We start from the raw sequence: 21,311 nt of genomic DNA, 5'->3' as shown, positions 1-21,311 counted from the left end.
TTTAAGCCTCAATCCAGCTTACGGCAAACCTGGTGCGCTAACCTGTGCTAGGGGAATTTCTGCGGAAGAGAAGCGGGCGGAGAGGCATGATCAAGAGTCCGTTGCGGTATCCAGGTGGCAAGTCGAGGGCGATCGCCCAGATTTTGCCGCTGCTGCCGGAGCGCATTGCCGAATTTCGAGAACCGTTTGTCGGCGGTGGTTCGGTGTTTCTGGCGGCCCAGCAGCAGTTGCGTGAAGCGCCTCACCTGTTCTGGATCAATGATCTGAACCGCGACCTGGTTTGCTTTTGGAAGACTGCCCGCGATCAGAACGAGGCGCTGGTCGAAAAAGTGTCCTGGTTGCGTTCCAGCTTCCCGACCGGGCGTGAACTGTACGCATTTCTGCTGGATGAACAAAATAGTTCCACAGATTTTGATCGTGCCGTTCGCTTTTTTGTGATGAACCGCATCACGTTTTCGGGCGTGATGGATTCTGGCGGCTATTCGCAGCAGGCCTACGAGCGGCGCTTTACTGAGTCGGCGATCGCCCGCCTTGCCAGACTGCCTGCCTTACTTTCAGGCGTACAGATTACCCATGGCGACTATGCAGAGCTGCTGCAAAAGCCTGGCGAAGACGTGTTTATCTTCCTCGACCCGCCCTACTTATCTGCCACGCGCTCTAAGCTATACGGAGTGAAAGGCAACTTGCACACGGCCTTCGACCATGCGCGATTTGCCGCCGCGATGCAGCGCTGTCCCCATCGCTGGCTGATCACCTACGACGACTCGCCAGAGGTGCGGCAGTTGTTTCGGTTTGCAACCATTGTGGAATGGGAACTGCAATACGGCATGAATAACTACAAACAGGCGATCGCCGCCAGGGGTAAGGAGTTGTTTATCAAAAATTACTGAACTAAACCTAAACAATCACTCCAAAAATCACTCCACTGAGCGACCCCGCCTGGAGTTCCCTCCCCTTTACCCCCACCTGAGTCTAAACAATCACTCCAAAAATCACTCCACTGAGTACTCTGTAAATTAAGTATCTGACGGTTTTACTCCCACTGGTTCAGGTCGAATGTTGTCGTAGTGACGACTAAGTTTGCTCCTGGCAGTTTCAATCGAAAACTGCCAGTCGATTTTGATATGTTGCTCATGACGTTCTGCAACCAACGCTAAAACTTGCCGTTTTAATTCTTCTATCGTAGGAATGCGTTGATGCAAGCAACCGCGTGCCAACGCCGACAACTCAATCTCAATCATGTTGAGCCAACTCGCGGATTTCGGTGTGTAGTAAAACTCAAACCGTTGAGCTAAAGCGAACGCCTCGGCCGCAGGTAAATTTTCATAGAAGGAACTGGCATTGTGGGTGTTGAGATTGTCTTGTATCAGGCGAATTTTACAGGCCTGGGGGTACTGAGTCGCCAGCGCTTGGCAGAACAAGGTGTATTCTCGTTTGGTGCGTTGCGGGTACACCTGAGCTAGACGGTTTCCCGTTAAGGGTTCAATTGCCGCTAACAAGGCACAAGAGCCATTTTTTTCATAGCTGTAGTGTTCTTTGTAGACATGACCCGCTCGCATCAGCAACGGGGCAACAACCTCACCGATGAGAAAACAGGGACGCTCATCGAAGCAGACCACCGGGTAGGCAGGGTCATAAGGTTGGGCGTACAACCAAAGGATCTGTTCCATTTGAGCAATAAAGCGGCTATCCAATTGACCCAGACACCACGTCTGCTTGAGGTGAGGCTTCAACTCGTTTTTTTGAGAATCTTCGCGACTTGCGTATGTGAAATGCTCTGGCAATAGTTCAGTTCAACCGCCTTATCCGCCAGCAGACGCAAGTCCCAGCGGTCATGACCGACCGGGGCTTCACTACAAGCTAAGGCCGTAATCTTGGCTCGTTGCTCACCATCAAACTCGATTGGGCGACCCGAGCGGGGCTTGTCATGCAGCATCTGCAATCCTTCCTGTTCATAGCGCTCGCGCCATGCTCGCACCGTCGTCTCTGAGACACTTAAGGTCGTCGCAACGGCACTTACGGGTTTGCCTCGGTCAAGTTCCAGTAAACCAGTCGCCCGCTTAAACTGCCGGGCTCCCAGTTGACCCTTACGCAACAAATTCTCTAGGTAATCGCGGTCGGTTGGACGCAGTTCGACTTGGCACTTTTTCATCTCTACTCAGCTAACAATAGGACTGTGAACAGTCTACTACTCACTCGCTTGAGTCCAAAAAACTTAATTTACAAAGTACTGAGCGACAGGCAAACTATCCGGACGGAGCATCAGCCTACAGCGATAGATCTATTACCATAGTCGCAGATTGGCGAAAGGCTGGAGTTCCATGTTCACATCCCTGGTTTGTAAATCTCGGACACGCTTTGCGATAGCATCTACCTTACTTGCCGCAGCGCTGCTGGCGGGATGTGGTTCTGCGCCCTGGCTGTCCTCTGCGCCCGTAGAGTCACCCGCAGCGTCGACCGCAGCGTCGCCCAGTCCCTCTGAACCCAGTGGCGGGGCGATCGCCCAGTCTCCCGCTGCTACGCTGGACACCACGATCGTTCCTGGCGAACGCTTTGGCCCCGTAACGAAAAACACGACCCGCCAGGATCTGGCCGCACAGTTTGGCGAAGCCAACCTAGAAGATAAAGAAATTGGCATGGGCGAAGGCGAAATCGAACTGGGAACCGTCGTAAACCTTGGCCCAGAACGTTCCTTCACCATCATTTGGGGCAACCCAGAACGCACCGAAGCCGCTGCTGTAATGAACCCTGGCCCGGCTTGGCAAACGCCAGAAGGAATTGGGGTGGGAACCTCGTTTGCAGAGCTACAGCAAAAGCTGGGCCCCTTCAAGTTCTACGGATTTGATTGGGACTATGGCGGCACGGTTCTGCTAGAAGGAACCGAACTGCGGGACTACTATGGGCTATTGGTGATGCGGCTACACATGGATGATGCAGCCCGCACCCAGTCCGCTTCCGACTATCAGGCGCTGATTGGCGATGAACTGTTTGAGTCCAGCAATCCCCACGCCCAAAAGCTAAACCTGACAGTCGGCGAATTACTGGTTTCTTTGCGCGAAACGAATAACTAGTGCGCCCGAATCTGGTGGGGTCATCGGCGTGGGCGATCGCCCAATCAGGTGATTTCTAGAAAACTCACCCAAATCAAGCCAGGAACCCTTGACAGATAAATTCAAAACAGTAACAATAGATACAGAAAAGAAATCGTTCATCTCTTTCCGCTGTCAGCTTCAACCAGCCTAATCGCTCGAAGCCTGATCGCTCCAAAGAGACGGAAGTAGGGAGCAATCCCGAAGGAACGCGCCTCACCCTTACCCTTCAAAAAGAGAGGCGAATCCTATGAAACTCACCTATCGTGGCGTAACCTACAACTACGATCCCCAACCCCTGAACCTGAGCAACAGCCACCCAACCACCACTGAACTGAAGTTCCGGGGCAACGAATATCGGACCAATCAGCCCGTTGCAACTGACGCAGTGGCGACCGTTCCTGCTGCTGCACCCGTAGCCCAGCCCGCAGCCCCCGTTTCCATCGAAGAGAGAGCGCGGGAGCTGATGATGAATCACCACAAGCTGGTGAAGCGCCGCCAGCAAGCGATGCTGACCCGTTTGGCGGCCAACGTCGGGCTAGATGCCGGAACCACCAGCCAATACTGGGGACACATTCAAGGCAAGGTGCAGCCCGGTTTCTGGGACAGCTACGACCGCAGCCACGCCAGCATTAGCTAGGGTCATAGCAGGTTCTCATCTGCTTCCCATCTCCGCTCCACCAGTTTCCCGAACATTTCCTAAAAGTTAGCTGGTTGCAGGCACTCCCATCGGGGGGTGCCTTTTCTTATGACGATTCCTCGGTATCGAATGAAATAGGGTAAACACCGTCACAATTTGTAGATTTTTTTATAGATTTTTGCAAAGTTCCGCAAATCCTCGCCGTGCTTCTGCTGCTAAATTTTTAGAAAAAATTAATCTTTAGCCTTAATAATGTGATCCAGGCAACAATGGTGGGCATAATGCTAGTTAACATACGGTTAACCCTCCTACATACAGCAGTGCCTTAGCTAAGGAAGACTGCATTTTGGAGGTCGTTCACCTGACCGGACTGACTTAACTGTTGCAACGATGAAGTATCAAGACTTTGGTCTGATTACCGTAGGACAACGTCACACCCGATCGCTAGATGCAGAAGGAGCCGAGTTTACCTGGCGTTCCGACTGGGTAGAACTGACCCTGACCTTTCGCAATCCCTCCCTAGCCGAACAGTGGGCCGTCGAGTCTGGCGTTTTTGAGGTTGCCCTTAACGTCGTCGAACAAGTCCCCTTTCTCTGCTTTCGGATTTTCCAGGTTGACAAGTACGCCGGGCCCGCACGAACAAAGCCCGCAACCCTGGTTCTCCCCTGGCAGGAATGCCCATTTCACCTCTGTCAGCTCCATCCAGAACAACTGCCCAACTTTGACCCTGTCTTGCATAATCCCAACTTTCAACTGCCCCTGGCAGTGGTGCTGACTGATTTGGAAACCAAGCGAGTGAGAGCCGTGCGGCAATTTGCCCTCGGTTCTTTTCTGTCTCGCTCCTTTGTGGAGGCTTTGCTCAAAACATTCCCTCACTACACTCGCCTCTCCTACCCAAACGCCGTTGACCGCATCCTGGCAAAGCATCAGATCAACACGATTGGTGATAGCGCCCGGATTCGATGTCGTTCAGAGCAGTAGCACGGCAAAAAGCACGAATCGTTGCACGACAATGCCGCACAACGATTCACTCTAGAGGAGACGTTTTAGGGTCTAGCGAGCGCTACGAACTTTTTCCCAGGCATAGTGAATCACCGCCTTGTTCTGATCCCAGGTGCCGGGGTTCTTCTCTTCCCAAATGCGGCGAGCGTCTTGCTCCACGGCAGACCAAGGGCTGCTGCGGAAGGGTTCGCGGGTGGCCAGGCTATAGCCATAGTTAAAGGCCGGACGGAGTTCATCATACTGAACGCCCTTGTTGGACAGCTTCTCATTGTAGAAAGCGCGGAAATCGGCATCATAGTCAGCAAAAGGACGGGCTGCCGGGATTTCCTCGATCTCTACATCCTGACGGCGGAGGGTTTCCTTGATGGTTTCAATCTTCTCGGAAACTTCCTTACCCAGAACAATCTCTTCAACCACCCGAGCAGTTTTGCCAACTAGGGCGATTTCATCCATCTCCACCATCTCGAAGGAGCGCTCCTGGAACAAGTCAGGGCGAATTTCGACCTGGCGGTTCACGGGGCGACGGCTGACGCGCAGGGTCTCATCGCGCAGAGCCACATTCTGGGAGACTTCACGCTCGGTGACAACGGAATAAATCCGCATCCGGCCCCGCTCAACGGCGGTCTTGCCGACTTGCAGATCTTCTTCAATCACCTCCAGAACGTTCTCATCGCGTGCAGGATCGCTGAGGGTCAGGTTCGGGTTTACCTTCCTGAGTTCGGCAACGCGATCAGCAATCACAACCATGTTGAAGTTGGACATGATTTCAGCTGCACGAGTAGCAGCGCTATCAGCCACGTTTGCAGTGATGATCGTGCCACCTTGACGAACCCCTTCTAAGTACACTTCGGCATCGGAAGCGGGCAGATTTCTGCGAAGATTTTCCAGCTTGGGCACGTCATCTTCGTCGTCGTTGGTCAGAATGTCCAAGTCTGCCAAGGCAAATCCTTCATCGTGCAGAGCAGTATAAGCACGCATCCCTTCTTCGCGATCATCAAACAAACCAATAACAGTTTTCATGAATTCGTCCTTTCGTGACTAACGATATGGGGTCAAAACGTAACCGAATCCCCTGTTCTCGCTACAAGGGCTACTTTAGATAGGCTGGATAACGCCTATCTCAACCGAGGAGAAAGCTCGTACTATCAATCTTTTAAAAAAACCTTCACTCTCAAGGAAAAGCGTAGAGAACGAACTATTCGCTACTATCCTCAAAGCTGATCTGCTCAATATCTGCAACCTCATAGCGTAAAGTGATTGCCTGAGGAATATTCTCTGTGACTCGACGCTTTGAAATTCGCACCTCTTCTCGAAGCAAAAGCTGCTTTCTGCTCACCAATACTTCTTCCAAGATGGGGATAATTTGTACGCCGTTTTCTTCGCGGATTTGCGGTAGATCACCCTGAATGGACTGGTTTCGAGGAATATGCTCGATGATCAGTTCCTCACGCATCACAGGTGCTTCGACAATTTGCTCTACTGTGTCAAACCTAGTGCGTACCTGCACCTTTCCACGAGCGATCTGTTGAACCGTTAAAGCAGCCTCTTCGGCCATTATCGGTACGACAATCTCTTCCTCAGTAATCGCCTCACGATTAGAAACTTGATTGGGAGTTTGAGGCTGATTGGCTTGAAGCTGTGCGCTGGAAACAACGGCTAGAGCTTCTTCAGAGGAATCAGCAGGACGCTCTGTGGACCTTGATTCTGGCACAGCCACAGTGTTAGTTTCAGCTTCATAAAAGTCACCTGAGGTAGATCTAAATTCTTTTTGCGCTGTTGCTGGCCCTAACTGAGCTTCTGAATTGATTGAGGCGCTGGTTTGAGAATCTATAGCAGCCTGAGTTTGGTTCGATGGCTCACTCTCAAAAGCGGTACGTTCAATATCAACGACACCACGTTGAACCGCCACGGCTTGCTTTGCATTTGCTGTAACAAGCTTTTTAGAGATATGCACTTCTTCTCGCAAAACGAGATGCTTTTCGGCTACCGCAACTTCCTCAAAAATGGGGATGATATGAACCCCATTTTCATGCCGCTCTGTAGGGGTCTCTCCCTCAATTACTTGATTGCATGGAACACGTTCTACTACAACTTGCTCATGCACGATTGGGGCGTTGATTATTTCCTCACGACTTTCTACTCGCTTGTTAACTCGAATCTTGCCTCGTTCAACCTGCTGCTTACTAAGCGATACCTCTTCTTGAATGACCGAAAGCACTTCCTGATCAGCAATCGAACTATCTTGCTGGGTGTTAGAGGTAAGTTCGGGCGCTACAGAAGCTGAATCAGGCAAGTTAGCTGAATCAGGCAAGTTAGATGTTTCTTCCATGAGAGAGTTGATCGTAGAATTGCTGGCTTCGGGCTGCTTACTGGAGGGCGGATGGCCAGGATAAGGAGCCTCGGCGGGGGAGCTGCTTTGCTGCACGGATTGCCGTCTAGATCGCAGCAGAATGAGCAGCAATAGCCCCAGAAAAGGTAACAGTAGCCACAGCCAAAAAGGGAAGCCGATTAGTGCCTGACTGCCGGGAGCTGCGGCGGGATCTGTGGGTGAAAATCTGCTCTGTGGACTATTCCCTGGTTCCATAGAAACTGATACGTCATCCGTAGCTGCTAGATTTGCGATCGCCCAAGGAGCTATCTGCGCCTTAGAAACTCTCAGTAGGCAAGCCTCCCTGCGAAGGGTAGCTTGAAGGGTTGCTTGACTTTTAGCCTGATTCCTAGAGGTGAGTAGGTAATCTATCGTGATCAGACTTTCTAGCTCAGCGTATCCAAGACGCACATTTCCAGATGTAAACATTCCAGATGTAAACATTGAAGCCACATTGCTTTGTAATGGGCGATCGCAGTAGCAAAGCCATAGATGCTTATCAGATGCTCATCAAAGACGCTTACCAAAGCTGGTAGAAACGCTGGCAGTAGAACGAGATCGCTGCTCCGACTGTCCATGCACACTCTTGTCACACAACATAACTCCAAAGAGCATCATTGGTTAGCAGTCAATCCGCTGCTCTATGGGATATGTCTATGGAACAGGAAGGCTAATAAACTGGAAAGTATCTCAATACCAGCCCTACATCAAGCCGTAATGCTAAACCCCTGAAGTTTCCAGAGGAAACCAGGCTACTAGCTCAGGCATTCTAAACAAAATCAGGCCTTAAGAACCGTTCATGAAATCTAGCGAAACCAGAGTTACTGAAGCTCTGAATATTAAAACCATACTTATCCCCAAGTGGTATGTTTTCCAGACTACCTAAGAACAGTCAAGGATCAGGATCAACAGCGGCATACCTTGACTGCACTGCATTTCAGCGATGTAAGTACGCAAGACAGAGACACGCTGAGCATGAAGCAAACTATTGCGTTCTCTTAAGGATTCCAAACCCTATATGAGGCTAGCCTATTACGGCAAAAAAGCAAGGTTTGGTGGCGCACAATTTGTGAGTATGCAACTGCACATTTTGAGCAAACTGATGAAGGAGCTAGCATTTCTCGCTCCGTGGCAAACTAAATTCGCCTGAGATCCAAGCCTTTCAGACGGGTGCATAAAGGTGGATAAAAATCAAGTTCAACAAGCGATCGCATACGCATCGTTTGGAACCGGAGAACCAAGAACAGGATGAGAGGATTGTGATGGTCTGAACCCGAATGGCTCTAATGAACCCGCAATAAACAAGGCTCTGAGGCATAGTTCGTGATATGCAGCATTTTCTTGCAAGGTGAGATACGTGCTATCTTGCAAAGACGAAGGTTTCGTAGCCTTATGTGTACCTCGCTGGCTTCAAAAATGCTGCATCCTTGTTTCAAAAGCGCTTTTCCTAGAATGTGACGAATGTAGGAATGATTGAGAGCTAAGCGAATTCAGCTTGAAACGAACGCGCCAGGGTTCAATGGCTCTCCATCTCTATAATTTTTGTATGGAAATGTGTAGAACTCTTGTGTTGTTGTGTTAGCAACTGAAACAGTCGTGTCAGACGTTTGTGTGGAAATTCGCGCATGAGGCGAGAGGTTCCTGTTATTAGCAGGATTATGCCCAAGACATTCTATCGGTTCATCGGTGTCTTGGAAGTCAGGGTTTGTTCATGCATCAGGGAGTGCATCAGCCTCGCTCCTGCTTGGTAGAATCAGGCATTCAGCGCGCTGCTGGTTGAGTAATATAGGGCGAAGGAGGGCGTATCCCACTTTTGCAACCCTCACCCTAAATCCCTCTCCCAAAGCGGGAGAGGGACTTCTAATCCGGCTCCCCTTCTCCCAAAAAGGGAGAAGGGGCTGGAGGATAAGGGCAGATTGAAAGCTGCACATCGCGTGGATTTTGGATTTTGGATAGGCAGAGTGAACCGCCAAAATCCAAAACCCAAAACCCAAAATCGCCCTTATCTGTTCTTACTCGGTTGCGCCAGGGTTGCTGCGGATGTCGCGGTGGAGGTAGCGCAGCACTTCGCCGGGGCGACCGTCGAGGACGATGCCGTGGGGTGGGAAATCCAGGGCGTTCGTCCACTCAAAGCGTTCGGCGTAGCGGAGCAGGTGGAGCCGATCGATCGCCATCTGTGCGTCTTCGGGGAGGCCGATGATGCAGTGGCGCAGGCGGCGACGGTGGGGTAGTTCGCAGGTGAGCGGGGGCAGCGAAAACTGGGTCGCCTCCGAGAGTGGGGACGACCAGGTGTATTGAATTTTCAGCATTTGGGGTTTCCTCCAGGAAACGAGTGGGTAGGAAACCCCGAAATGTTGGCCGCCCACGGACGTGATGCGCTGGGACAGGGCGGCCTACAATGGACGCAGCCCTGAGACAGCCACGGACTGTCGAGGGGTCAGGCGTTGGTGGGTGCGGGAACACCTGCCAATGCCGTAGATGACTAAACGACCAAAATTTCGGGGGTAAGGGTAAGCCGCGCTGACTTGGGGTCATTCACAGCTTGATGGTTGATTGTAAGGGATGCGATCGCCCCTGGCAAGAAAAAGTTTCACGGGTTCAACATTGAGAACAAGGATTGGGCGCAAGGATTGGGCGCAAGGATTGAGGACAAGAACTGGGGGCAAGAATTGGGGACAACCTTGAGCAAACCTGTGATTAGTTGCCGCAGCGAGAAAATAGCTTGATACTGGGGAGGAACCGTGATGCACTGAGACTCTGCCATGAGTGCCTCTTCTGCCTATGAATATCAGGTCGGCGGCAGGCTGCCCGCAGGCGCACCTAGCTATGTCGTGCGACAGGCGGACGACGAGCTATATCGGGCGCTCAAGGCGGGTGAGTTTTGCTACGTGCTGAACTGTCGGCAGATGGGCAAGTCTAGCCTGCGCGTGCGGACGACCCAGCGCCTCCATGCAGAGGGCTGGAGTTGCGGCGTGGTGGATTTGTCGAGCATCGGCAGCCGCGACATCACGCCCGACCAGTGGTATGCCGACCTGATTATGCGTCTGCTGCGGAGCTTCCAGCTTGCCAAGCAGGTTCCTCTGCGGCAATGGCTGGCAGAGCGTCAGGACTTGTCGCCTGTGAATCGGCTGGGTGAATTTCTAACAGAGACGCTGCCTGCGCTAGTGTCGCCGCCGATTGTGATTTTCGTGGATGAAATCGACAGCATTCTCAGTCTGTCGTTCAATACCGACGATTTTTTTGCGCTGCTGCGGGCCTGTCATGATGCGGGGCAGTTGACCTTTGCGCTGCTAGGGGTGACTACGCCCTCTGACCTGATTGCGGATAAGACGCGCACGCCGCTGAATATTGGTCGGGCGATCGCCCTCACCGGGTTCCATCTCGACGAAGCCGAGCCGCTGCTGATGGGGCTGGAGGGCAAGGTCGATCATCCCAGAGCCGTCCTGCGCGAAATCCTTGCCTGGACAGGCGGGCAGCCGTTTCTGACGCAAAAGGTGTGTCAACTGGTGGCCCAGCACAGCCAGCTAAACGCCACGCCCGGCCGCGCCCCGTGGGAAACGCCCGATTTGCAAACGCCGTTTTTGCAGCAGCTCGTGCGCGAGATCTTGATCAATCACGGCGCAGAGTCGGTGCAGGTGGCGGCAATTGTGGAATCTAAGGTGATTGAAAACTGGGTCGCCCAGGACGAGCCGCCGCATTTACGCACTATTCGCGATCGCCTCTTGAACGACGAGCGGCGGGCGGGCCGCCTGCTGGGGCTTTATCAGCAGATTCTCCAGCAAGATCCTGCAACCCTGTCGATATCCCCACACTCTATGTTTTCACACCCAGGCAGCGGGCGGTCCACAACCCTCACCGACGACAGCCGCGACTCGGTGGAACTGCTGCTGTCGGGGCTGGTGGTCAAGCAAAACGACCGCTTGCAGGTTTACAACCGGATTTATGAGCGCGTGTTTAATGCAGCCTGGGTCGAAAAGCAACTCTCGGCGCTGCGTCCCTACGCGGCCGCGCTGGATGCCTGGTTGCAGTCGGGCGGGCTGGACGAGTCGCGGCTGTTGCGAGGGCAGGCGCTGGCCGATGCCCAAACCTGGTCGGCTGGAAAAAACCTGCCCGCCGATGACTACCGATTTTTGGCGGCCAGCCAGGCCCTCGACCAGCGGGATATGCAAACGGCGCTGCGGGCCGCAGAACAGGCTAACGAAATTTTGCAAACCGCCCAGTTGCAGGCGCGGCGGACGCTTCAGCGGGGGATTGTGCTGCTGCTTTTGGCAGGGGTGGGGCTGGCGGCAGCGGCGATCGCCCTTTCAGTTAGTCTATGCCGGGTTCGGGGTTAAACTCTAGCCGATAGCGGTAGAGCGCAACGGGGCGATCGCCCGCTGCAAAGTAATCGGGGTCCTGGGGCGATAGATAAATTGCCGTCACTTGGTCAGCAGTAATGCGGGGCAGTTCGTCGGGGTGCAGTTGATAGGCCGTGCTGGTTTCCACCGTATTGAAGTAGATTTGCGGCGATCCTAAAAACTCCTGCTGGAAGACCTCAGTGGTAATGAACTCTGAGGGACTGGGCGTTTCCACCCCCCGCGCCACCACCGTAGACACCAACTCCTTAGCCCCCAGCACGCTGTCTTCAGACTCGTCGCGCAGCAGCGTAATCTGGCGGTTGGGATTTTTGGGATCAACCTTCACCGCCAGCACCGGACTTTTCTGATCGGGCTTGTCTAGATACGCTCTCGCCAGGTTCAGCCCGTTAAACGCGCGATCGGCGACGACTTGCGGCTTGCCCAACAGCGACGGCGGCAGCGGCAGCCCCCCAAAGCGATTGGGCAGCGTCGCCACAAATCGCGCCTGAAATAGCACTGGCTGGTTGAGATACTGCCGATTGCCCTCAAACCCAGGGGTTGTGATCTCTGGGGCCAGCGGCGCGACCAGATCTACCAGCGTCGTGGTTACGTCCCAAGTGCCCTCAAACCAGTCGGGATAGACCAGATCGCCCCTGGCGCTGGGCAAGAGTGGCTTGCTTTGCCAGTCGGGAAACTGGGCCAGGCGATCGCCCAACGGCCCTGCCTGCGCGGTTCCCGCTGCTCCCAGCCCAACCCACAGCAGCAGCAGCGCCACCACCAGCCCGATTCGTCTCAGGACGCACCAGCCGCCAGCGATCTTTCGGGATACACTCCTCACTGGAGTTTCAGGAAGCTCCAAAGATCGCTCTGGAGTCCAGGCCGCCGCCCCCAGCAATTTTGCGGAGCCGTTGACCAGGTATGGTTTCAGAGTAGACATGAGAACGGAGATGGGCAATTTTGCGGAGACGATTGCCAGACGTTTTGCAACGCTGGGGGCGATCGCTCGTTGCGTTGACACCGCCTTCACCGGGCACCTTCCTGTAGGTCTGATTTTCTGCAAAGCTACCATACAATAGGCTTTTAGGGGATCTTTAGCGAGTTTTTGGAAGATTCGCAAGCTCTCTGGGTGCCTACGCTGGACGAGGGGCGATCGCGACGATTCTGAGAAATTTTGAAATTTGGAGAAACTCAGGATAATTACTGAGATCATTACTCAGTAAATTCAAGCAATTGCCTGACGTATGGCCGATAAATAACCGAAATGCGTCTAATCTAAGTATTAAAATCAAATTTTCTAGAATTCCGCCCAAATCGGCTCTTTGGGAACAATATGAGAAGGCAAGCTTGCTTTATATGAAAAGCTAACTTGCTTGATTCCAGTAAGGCAATTAGGTCAGTCAGGTCAGTCAGGTCAGTTAGATCAGTCACATCAGTCACATCAGTCATTTCTAGCATTGGCACATACCCGCCGAGTGCGGTTTATGAATCACTCCCAATTTGAACAGTGGCTCCGGGCACTCCCGCGCGATCGCTCTTGCAATAGCAATCTCGTAATTCCACTTCTGCAATCGGTTGACTTTTTTGGCGATCCCTCGCAGGTGTCTGCGTGGCTCGATCGATTGCCGCTGGGCATTGCAATCTATCAAAAAGATGGCCGTGCTGCGTTTCTCAATCAAGTGGCGCGGGACATGATTGGCATCGCCCCATGCACGTTCTCAGATATTTCCTTAGATACTGCCCCAGACACTGCCCTAAACACTGCCCCGGATACCACAGTGCCAATTTGTCCGATCTTTCAGGCGGGCACGGGGCGGCTATATGCTCCCGAAGCGCTGCCCATCTCTCGCGCCCTGCGCGGCGAAAGCTGCACAGCCGACGATTTGGAAATCCGCCGTGCAGAGCGAACCGTTCTGCTGGAAGCGCGGGCCGTGCCGTTGTGTAATGGTCAGGGCGAAGTTTTAGGCTGTGTTGTGGTGTTTCAAGACATCACGCTGCGGCGACAGACCGAGCGATCGCTCGTCACCCAAAACCACGCCCTGCGGTCAGAAATTACCCAAAAAACGGAGGCGTTACATCATCAAAAAATAGAAACGCAGGCCCTGCTCGATGCCATTCCCGACCTGATTTTTCGCGTCAGCGACCAGGGCATTTATCTCAGCTATCTCAAGACGAATCATTTGATTGATCTCATCCCGCCAGAGGTCAACCCGGTGGGAATGCGGGTGTCTCAGCTTTTGCCAAAAGAAGTCGCCCAGCGCAAGCTGCATTATTTAAGAGCGGCCTTTGCCACGCAGCAGATTCAGGTCTATGAGCAGCAGGTTTGGTTTGGCGATCGCCTCCAGCATGAAGAAGTCCGCATTGTGCCCTATAGCCCCACCGAAGCGCTGACGATGATTCGCGATGTCACCGACCGCAAATCCGCAGAAGACGCGCTGCGCCAGAGCGAGGCCAGGTTTCGCGCCGCCTTTGACCACAGCGCCGTGGGCAGTTCCATCACTGCCCTCAACGGTCAGATTCTGGCGGTCAATGCTGCTTGTTGCGATCTACTGGGCTACACCGAGGCTGAACTGCGATCGCTCACGTTCCAGGCCGTTTCTCACCCCGAAGACCTGGCTGCTGACTTAGCGATGGTGCAGGAATTAATCGACGGCAAGCGAAACTCCTTTCAGATGGAAAAACGCTATATCCGCAAGAGTGGAGAAATTACCTGGGCACTGCTGAGCGTATCGCTGGTGCGAGATGCACAACAAAATCCGCTCTATCTGCTGGCGCAAATGCAAAACATTACTCGGCAAAAGCGGGCCGAAGAGATGCTGATTCGAGCCAACCAGGAGTTAGAAGCCCTCGTCAACATTGACGGACTGACGCAAATCGCCAATCGCCGCCGCTTTGACCAGCACCTCAAACAGGAGTGGAATCGGCTCTTGCGAGAACAGCAGTTTCTCTCGCTGATTTTGTTTGATGTAGACGAATTCAAACGCTTTAACGACCACTATGGCCATCAGGAAGGCGACGACTGCCTGCAAAAGCTGGCTGAGGTTGCCAAGTGCGTGGCGCAGCGTCCGGCGGATCTGGTGGCCCGCTATGGCGGTGAAGAGTTTGGCGTGATTTTGCCCAACACCGATATGGTAGGGGGGCGGGCGATCGCCGAAAAAATTCGCCTCGGCATCCAGGCACTGGGCATCCGCCATGAGTGTTCTCGCGTGGCCCAGGTCGTGACGGTCAGCCTTGGTGTCACCAGCCAAATTCCCACCTCTACGCAAACCATTGAAGTCCTGATGGCGCAGGCCGACCAGGCGCTCTACAACGCAAAACGCCGGGGACGAAACCGGACTGCGGTCTACCGGGACTTTGACATGCCCTAATCAGGCTTCGCAGATGCAGGAAACTCTAGCAGGACAAATAAGTACCGACGGGAGTATCGGTACAGATTGCTTAATTTAATTAAACTCAAGACGTTACGAAATTTATTGGTATTCGCAAAGTTTATTTACAAATTGAAATATCAAACTTCGTAACAAAAATGAAAGCAAGGTTCCGATTTTTAGGGATTCATTTCTTAAAGAAATGAGCCTATATTGTTACGTTTCATCACTTCGGATAAATCTCCAGAATCCCTTGCACCAAGACTGTTTCAGGCTGTTGGGAAACCCTTTTTTAGGAATTCACGCATTAAATCTTTTTGCAATCCATCGTTTGAGTTTTTGATCTGCGCTTGAATAAAAGTATTGAAAAGAAGCGCAGTTGCGCGATCTCCTCAGGTGTTTCCCCAGAATCTTGCGTTTTACCGAATAGGTAGCTGCAAAAGAGGATGGGCGATCGCCGGGGAGCGGTTGCAGGTGCGTTGCCTTAATAAATCCATCTTTAGGGGTTCGCTGCAATGAACTGGTTTGCCCAACTCACTCGACTCATCCTCGACTTTTATCGGGAGGACCCGGCTGAGCTACGACAGTTGCAAGGGCTAAAGGCATGCCGACTGTCTCGCCGCTGGGGAGTGCTGCGAATCGAGTGTCGCGATCGCCAGGTCGCCGAAACCCTCCTTGCTGCTCAAGACTTGCTCAAGGAGCCGATTTCAGAACTCCGGATTGCTCACCAAATCAATATTCTGGTCAACGGCGTGCTGATTAGCAGCCTGGTTGTTGACCCATCCAGGCTCACCTTTTCGTAGCCTGGTCGGAGATGGGTTATTGATATCTCTGCGCGACATCTCTGGGCGATGTCTCTAGTGCTGACATCCGTCCTGCTGGCTGAGCGATCGCTCGGTCTACTTTGGTTTTCAGAGCGCATCGCAATCAGAGCGCATCGCAATCGGAACGCATCGCAAAAGGTCTGGCAGGGGCGATCGCCCAGCGATTGCCACCAGCGATTTCCACTAGCGATTTCCACAGAAGAACACCGCTACACCCCAGTCCTTTCGCACACCAACGTTTTTCGTGTATTTCTCGCGTGTTTCTCGCGCAGGGCTGAACTACACCTTCAGCGCCACCAGCTTTTGCACCGCTTCCACAATTTGGGCAGGCTGCACAATCGTCAGATTCTCTAGCGTGCCGTTGTAGGGCGTGGGAATATCCTGCGAAGCGAGGCGAATCACGGGCGCGTCCAGTTCGTCAAAGAGGCGATCGTTAATCGATGCCGTAATTTCTGCGCCGATGCCGCCGGAGCGCATACATTCTTCCACAATGATCACACGATGGGTCTTGCGAATCGACGCACCAATCGTCTCAAAGTCCAGCGGCTTCAGCGAAATCAGGTCAATCACTTCCGGGTCAAACCCCTCTTTCTCCAGGGTCTTCACCGCCTGCATCACATGATGGCGCATCCGCGAATAGGTCAGAATGGTCACGTCGCTGCCTTCGCGCACGGTCTCTGCTTTGTCCAGCGGCAGCAGGTATTCTTCTTCTGGCAAATCCTGCTTTAGGTTATAGAGCAGCACATGCTCAAAGAAGATCACCGGGTTGTCATCGCGAATAGCAGACTTTAACAATCCCTTGGCATTGTAGGGAGTCGAGCAGGCCACCATCTTTAGCCCAGGCACGCCCTGAAAATAAGCCTCTAGCCGCTGGGAATGTTCTGCACCGAGCTGCCGCCCCACGCCGCCGGGCCCGCGCACCACCAGCGGAATCTTGAAGTTGCCGCCGGAGGTATAGCGCAACATTCCGGCGTTGTTGGCAATCTGGTTAAACGCCAGCAGCAAAAAACCCATGTTCATCCCTTCGATGATGGGACGCAGCCCCGTCATCGCCGCCCCGACGGCCATCCCCGTAAAGGCATTTTCGGCAATTGGCGTATCTAGCACGCGCAAATCGCCGTATTTCTTATACAGGTCTTTGGTGACTTTGTAGGAGCCGCCATAGTGCCCCACGTCTTCGCCCAACACGAACACGGACGGGTCACGCGCCATCTCTTCGTCGATCGCTTCACGCAGGGCGTTGAACAGGAGGGTTTCTGCCATTGGAATTGCTAATTTTGGTAAATCACTCAATCTAGAATCATACCCTGGTTGTCTCTCATCTGTTTGCAAGAGATGCACTTTTAGACGAGAGAAGCGACCGAGGCTTGACTGGCTATCCAAAATCGCCAATCGGCACAAGATGGATTCCCGCCAGCATTGCCGCCTGCGCCGCGCTCTAGGCCAGCACCGACGGCAGCACAAACGCCAGCCCAATCAGCAGCGCCCCAAACAGCAGATTCCAGAAGCGGTGATAGCTGCGAACCGTCCACTTGGCGGGGCAGTCTAGCCGAATCAGGTCTACCCAGGGCATCATGCCGCGTCGGAACCAGCCCAGCGCACTGACGGACTGGTGAATAAAGCTTTCGGCCTGACTTGCGCCAAACAAGAAGTTGCCCAAGGGCCCGAAGCGGGACGAATAGCGCAGCAAGATCATCCCCGTCGGGTCTTGCAGCTTGAGTTCTGAGCCATAGGCATAGCCAGAGTCGCCTTTGCCAATAATTTCGCCGCTTAGCTTGACTGGGCGACCCCGCAGCGGACTGGCGTAGGGATCAGACATGAGGGTGAGTATGTCCATCGCTGGGGCGCGGTTGAAGTCGGGATACATGACGAAGGTTTTGAACAGTAGCCCGATGCCGCCACCCAGCAGTGCAGGAGCGGCGATCGCCCCCAGGTTGCTCGCACCGCTTTGGTAGAGGGCGATCGCCACGAGCAGCCCCAGCCCAAAGCCGATCCAGTCTGCCCAATACAGCAGCACATCCAGCACAAAGCTGCCATAGAGCCGCGTTTTGTTTAACCCGCGCCCTTCACGCACCACCTGCGCCATGTCGAACTCAGCACCCAGCCCCAGTTGTTCGGCGTAGGTGCTGAGGGCGCGGACGCGCTTGCCCGTCAGCGGGTGAGTGGAATTTAGCTCCATCCAGGCCGCCCAGGGGTTAAACATATCCCAGAGAAAGACGCGCCCCACCTGCACCGGGCTTGCTGCCACGCGGTAGGCCGTGCCTGTAAATCCGGCGCTGCTGCTGTCGGCAATGCCCAGCGTGCGCGTACCTTGCAGCACCTTGCTGGGCTGGGGGTTGCGCTGTCCCTCTTCCACAATTCCGTAGGCGATTTTCACCAGCGCCCGCGACAGCCCGTTGGGGTTGCCCGTCACCTCCGCGGCAAAATGGTCGGCGTAATATTCCCGCGTGCGCGACAGATACAGCACCAGATATTCGCCTAGAACGTAGAACACGTAGGCGGCGATCGCCACACTCCGCGTCCCCAGCTTGAGCCGTCGCGCCATTTCGCTGTCGCCCAGCCAGTCCTGGGCCTCTCGCAGATACACATACAGAAGATATGTAATCTGGACCAGCGTTGCCGCCAGCGTCATCACGGCAAAGTCCCAATGCACGACATGGCCCAGTTCGTGGGCGTAGACCGTGGCCACTTCGTCATCGTCCAGGTATTTAAACAAGCCCTGGCTCACCACCACCCGCGCCGTGTTGGGCAGCGAGCCGTAGGTAAAGGCGGTGGGGTTGTCGTCGGGAATTAGCCCCAGGCGCGGCTGAGCAAGCTTCTTTTGCTGGCACACGGTGCGGATGACGCGGCCCGCCTCCGGACTGCGCCGCTCAATATCCGACAGCGAGACCCAGCGCGTGCCATAGAGCCAGCCCTGCACCACATCCATGATCAGCGGCGACAGGAAAAAGACAATGGCGTTGAACAGCAGGGTTGCCACCAGCGCCAGGCCCAGCCCCGCCGTGGGGTTGTCGCTGCCATGCAAAAACAGCAGCGCCATGCAGAGCGCAAACACCATGCCAAACAGCAGCGTGATCGTCATGCCCGATGCCAGGGCCAGGCTGCCGGCCACGCCTTTCATCACCAGCGAGACTCCGCCGCGAGGGGCGCGGGTTTTGGTGGGGCTGAGGGCAGACGGTTGGTCGTTTGAGCTTTTGGATTTTAGAGTTTGGATTTTGGGATGCAGGCTGGCTGCGTCGGCGAGGGGGGCTTCGAGTTGGGTTGCTTCGGCTTCGGGTTCGGGAGCCAGCGTGTTGAGGTATTGGCGGGCCCAGAGCTGCACGAATTCCTTTTCGTGATGTAGCAATTGACGACAGAGGGCGATCGCCGTCTCGGTTTGCCCATTGCCGTTGTAGGCTTTTACCAGCCACATCTGGGCTTGGGCGAAATCTTTGTGATGGGGATTGGCGGATCGGCAGTACGTTTCTAAATGCTCGACGGCTTCGGCAAAGCGCTTGGTTTTCAGCGCATGGTTGCCCCGATTGAACAGGTCGAGGGCTTCTTCGGCGCTGAGCTGGGGCAGGTCAGCGGTGGGGGCATCGGTGACGGCCGATCCAGCGGTGTCTGGGCCGATTGCAGGCGCAGCGGATAGCGTGGGCAGCAGGTTTCTGGCCCAGGTTTGCACTTGGGGCGGCGCGTCGGTGCTGAGCTGCTGACAAAGGGCGATCGCCCGCTCTGCCTGCCCACCGTCGTAGTAAGCCCGCACCAGCCACATCTGCGCCTGGAAATAGAGCTTGGACTGGCGATCGGCGGCCTGGCAGCAAGCCATCAGCGCTTGAATCGCCGCTTTATACTGCTGCTGTTTAACTGCTTGAATGCCCGATTTCAGGAGGTTCTCGGCCGTCATGACTCGTACTCCTCAAAAGACAATGAGGTATCAAATTGAACACGACACCTCTAGGGTTCCCATCTGAGAATCTTCCTTATTCTTCATCGCCAAAACTTGCGTTCCCGGAGTCTGCCCCAATCCCGCAGCCTGATGGGAGTAACCCGATTGGAGGATGCCGCAGCAGGGCGATCCCGCTAAATTACTAAACCATTCCCGCGATACATGAACCCGTATTTAGAGTTTTCAAAGAAAATCCTGAAAATTGCTGTAAAAATGCCGAATGCATCGCTTTGAAGCTTCTGGGTTTGCAGGTTGTGAGATAGTTTCTGATTAATTCTCTGATTACTCTACTGATTGCTATTGATTGCTATGGCTTGAGGTTGGCGGCGCTGTGCCAGCAGCAGTTCACGTTTGGCAAGTTTGGGTTGATTTGGCTGATTTCGGGATTTAGCAGGTTTCAATATGAGCGTGAAGGTGTTGCGTCGGGGTTCGCTGTTTAGTGCCGCGCTGCTGCTGTCAGTGGTGGCTGGGGCCTGCCGGGGTGGCCCGCCAGGAATGCAGGGTGGCCCGCCCCCCATGCCTGTGGAGTTGCAAACTGTGCAATCCAGTACAGTGCTGGAGACTTCCGAGTTTGTGGGCGCACTGGAGGCGGAAGATCGGGTTGTGCTGCGCCCCGAAGCCGATGGGCGCGTGGTAGAAATTTTTGTGCGTCCGGGGGATGTGGTGCAAGCACGAACCCCGATTGTGCAACTGCGGGCTGACCGCAGCCGTGCAGAGGTTAGTGGGGCGATCGCCGATCTGGAAGCAGCCCAGTCGTCTCGAAATACGGCATTAGCACGGCTGCGGGCCGCTGAAGCAGAGGTCGCCCGCACAGCAGCCGATGTCACTTTGGCGGAGTCAGATTATCGCCGCATCGAGTCGCTGGTGTCGGCTGGTGCGCTGTCGCGGCAAGAGCTAGACCGAGCGCGAAATACCCGCGATACGGCGATCGCCAGCCGTCGGGCAGCAGAAGAGAACGTGCGGGCTGCCGAAGCCTCGCTGCGCGAAACCGAGTCCCAAATTGCCCGCGCCCAGGCAGATCGCAACGTCGCTGCCGAGAATCTGCAAGATCGGCAGGTGATTTCGCCAATTGCGGGCGTGGTAGGCAATATCCCGGTGAAGGTGGGCGACCTGGTCACGCCCAGCACCACGCTCACTAGCATTATTCAGAACGGCACGCTGGATTTGAACATTGCCGTGCCCATCGAGCGATCGCGCCAACTCCGGGTTGGGCTTCCGGTCGAGCTATTAGATGAACAGGGCCAGCCCGCCCTGCGCGGTCGCATCAGCTTTGTTGCGCCGGAGGTCAGCAGCGGTGAACAGTCGGTTCTCGCCAAGGCCAGCTTTACGAACGACGGCAGCCTGCGCGATGGGCAACTGGTTCGCACCCGCGTCGTCTGGAGCAGCCAGCCCGGTCTGCTAGTGCCCACTGCCGCCATTACCCGCATCGCCGGACAAACCTTTGTTTACGTGGCTGAACAGGCCGAAGCCAATCCCAATCAGCCCGCGCCGGCCAATGGCGCACCCGGACAGCCGCCCATGCAGGTGGCCCGCCAGCGGCTCGTGCAACTAGGCAGCATCCAGGGCAACAGCTATCAGGTCATTTCTGGCGTGCAGCCCGGTGAGCAGGTCGTTGTGTCGGGTGTGCTAAACCTGACCGAGGGCGCACCGATTATGCCCGCTCAGGCGATGGCGCAGTAGGGGTTCAGGGTTTGGGATTCGGGGTTCGGTTTTACATGAACGCCAGCCTTCCAAACAGCCCAACCCCTCCTCTCGTTG

16 protein-coding genes and 1 riboswitch are annotated in these 21,311 nt (G+C 54.6%); of the genes, 8 read left to right on the top strand and 8 right to left on the bottom strand.

Going from position 1 to position 21,311, the window contains the following annotated elements; translation table 11 throughout:
• Positions 1-86: 86 nt before the first annotated feature.
• Entirely contained in the window at positions 87-890 is an 804-nt protein-coding gene (locus tag HNI00_RS15425; RefSeq protein WP_316787471.1) for a DNA adenine methylase, read from the top strand.
• 126 nt (positions 891-1,016) lie between these two features.
• On the opposite strand, the gene HNI00_RS15420 is transcribed toward HNI00_RS15425, so the two are convergent.
• Together HNI00_RS15420 and HNI00_RS15415 are read right to left on the bottom strand one after the other, a co-directional pair.
• Positions 1,017-1,694: an IS630 family transposase gene (locus HNI00_RS15420; RefSeq protein ID WP_316793433.1), complete on the bottom strand. Its 678-nt coding sequence runs from the start codon at positions 1,692-1,694 to the stop codon at positions 1,017-1,019.
• Positions 1,695-1,729: 35 nt separating this feature from the next.
• Positions 1,730-2,152 carry a helix-turn-helix domain-containing protein gene (locus HNI00_RS15415; protein ID WP_297078364.1) on the bottom strand — a complete coding sequence of 141 codons (423 nt, stop codon included), beginning with the start codon at positions 2,150-2,152 and terminating at the stop codon, positions 1,730-1,732.
• Positions 2,153-2,321: 169 nt separating this feature from the next.
• On the opposite strand from HNI00_RS15415, the gene HNI00_RS15410 reads away from it, so the two are divergent.
• From HNI00_RS15410 to HNI00_RS15400, 3 genes are all read left to right on the top strand, one after another.
• Positions 2,322-3,071: a hypothetical protein gene (locus HNI00_RS15410; RefSeq protein WP_316787470.1), complete on the top strand. Its 750-nt coding sequence runs from the start codon at positions 2,322-2,324 to the stop codon at positions 3,069-3,071.
• A 132-nt stretch (positions 3,072-3,203) separates the two neighbouring features.
• Positions 3,204-3,305, top strand: a riboswitch (Glutamine riboswitch).
• Between the two features lie 34 nt (positions 3,306-3,339).
• Positions 3,340-3,729, top strand: a complete 390-nt coding sequence (gene gifA / locus HNI00_RS15405) for a glutamine synthetase inactivation factor IF7A (protein ID WP_316787469.1) — start codon at positions 3,340-3,342, stop codon at positions 3,727-3,729.
• Between the two features lie 390 nt (positions 3,730-4,119).
• Positions 4,120-4,710: a hypothetical protein gene (locus HNI00_RS15400; RefSeq protein ID WP_316787468.1), complete on the top strand. Its 591-nt coding sequence runs from the start codon at positions 4,120-4,122 to the stop codon at positions 4,708-4,710.
• 72 nt (positions 4,711-4,782) lie between these two features.
• Here the strand turns inward: HNI00_RS15400 and HNI00_RS15395 are convergent, their stop codons facing one another.
• The 3 genes from HNI00_RS15395 to HNI00_RS15385 form a co-directional block, all read right to left on the bottom strand.
• A complete protein-coding gene (locus tag HNI00_RS15395; protein ID WP_316787467.1) occupies positions 4,783-5,751 on the bottom strand; it encodes a YsnF/AvaK domain-containing protein in 969 nt (322 codons plus the stop codon).
• Between the two features lie 175 nt (positions 5,752-5,926).
• The gene (locus HNI00_RS15390) at positions 5,927-7,060 is read right to left on the bottom strand and encodes a YsnF/AvaK domain-containing protein (protein ID WP_316787466.1); all 1,134 of its coding nucleotides are present in this window, start codon (positions 7,058-7,060) and stop codon (positions 5,927-5,929) included.
• A 2,051-nt stretch (positions 7,061-9,111) separates the two neighbouring features.
• Positions 9,112-9,408 (bottom strand): hypothetical protein, encoded by a 297-nt coding sequence (locus tag HNI00_RS15385; protein ID WP_316787465.1) that lies wholly within the window; start codon positions 9,406-9,408, stop codon positions 9,112-9,114.
• A gap of 453 nt (positions 9,409-9,861) precedes the next feature.
• Here HNI00_RS15385 and HNI00_RS15380 point away from each other — a divergent pair, with 453 nt between their 5' ends.
• Positions 9,862-11,433 carry an AAA-like domain-containing protein gene (locus tag HNI00_RS15380; protein ID WP_316787464.1) on the top strand — a complete coding sequence of 524 codons (1,572 nt, stop codon included), beginning with the start codon at positions 9,862-9,864 and terminating at the stop codon, positions 11,431-11,433.
• On the opposite strand, the gene HNI00_RS15375 is transcribed toward HNI00_RS15380, so the two are convergent.
• A complete protein-coding gene (locus HNI00_RS15375) occupies positions 11,408-12,454 on the bottom strand; it encodes a DUF6816 family protein (RefSeq protein WP_316787463.1) in 1,047 nt (348 codons plus the stop codon). The genes HNI00_RS15380 and HNI00_RS15375 overlap by 26 nt on opposite strands.
• Before the next feature lie 463 nt (positions 12,455-12,917).
• Between HNI00_RS15375 and HNI00_RS15370 the strand changes: the two genes are divergently transcribed.
• Positions 12,918-14,801 (top strand): diguanylate cyclase domain-containing protein, encoded by a 1,884-nt coding sequence (locus HNI00_RS15370; RefSeq protein WP_316787462.1) that lies wholly within the window; start codon positions 12,918-12,920, stop codon positions 14,799-14,801.
• 515 nt (positions 14,802-15,316) lie between these two features.
• Positions 15,317-15,604: a hypothetical protein gene (locus HNI00_RS15365; RefSeq protein ID WP_297076918.1), complete on the top strand. Its 288-nt coding sequence runs from the start codon at positions 15,317-15,319 to the stop codon at positions 15,602-15,604.
• Between the two features lie 300 nt (positions 15,605-15,904).
• On the opposite strand, the gene HNI00_RS15360 is transcribed toward HNI00_RS15365, so the two are convergent.
• Together HNI00_RS15360 and HNI00_RS15355 are read right to left on the bottom strand one after the other, a co-directional pair.
• Positions 15,905-16,888: an alpha-ketoacid dehydrogenase subunit beta gene (locus tag HNI00_RS15360; protein ID WP_068507030.1), complete on the bottom strand. Its 984-nt coding sequence runs from the start codon at positions 16,886-16,888 to the stop codon at positions 15,905-15,907.
• 175 nt (positions 16,889-17,063) lie between these two features.
• On the bottom strand, positions 17,064-19,511 hold the full coding sequence (locus tag HNI00_RS15355) for a M48 family metalloprotease (RefSeq protein WP_316787461.1): 2,448 nt from the start codon (positions 19,509-19,511) through the stop codon (positions 17,064-17,066).
• 444 nt (positions 19,512-19,955) lie between these two features.
• Between HNI00_RS15355 and HNI00_RS15350 the strand changes: the two genes are divergently transcribed.
• Entirely contained in the window at positions 19,956-21,233 is a 1,278-nt protein-coding gene (locus tag HNI00_RS15350) for an efflux RND transporter periplasmic adaptor subunit (protein ID WP_316787460.1), read from the top strand.
• Positions 21,234-21,311: the final 78 nt, after the last annotated feature.

Source organism: Thermoleptolyngbya oregonensis NK1-22, from assembly GCF_032705245.1.
Classification (GTDB): Bacteria; Cyanobacteriota; Cyanobacteriia; order Elainellales; family Elainellaceae; genus Thermoleptolyngbya; species Thermoleptolyngbya sichuanensis.
The sequence above is the reverse complement of the archived record's forward strand: the minus strand, read 5'-3'. Positions and strand labels throughout refer to the sequence as shown.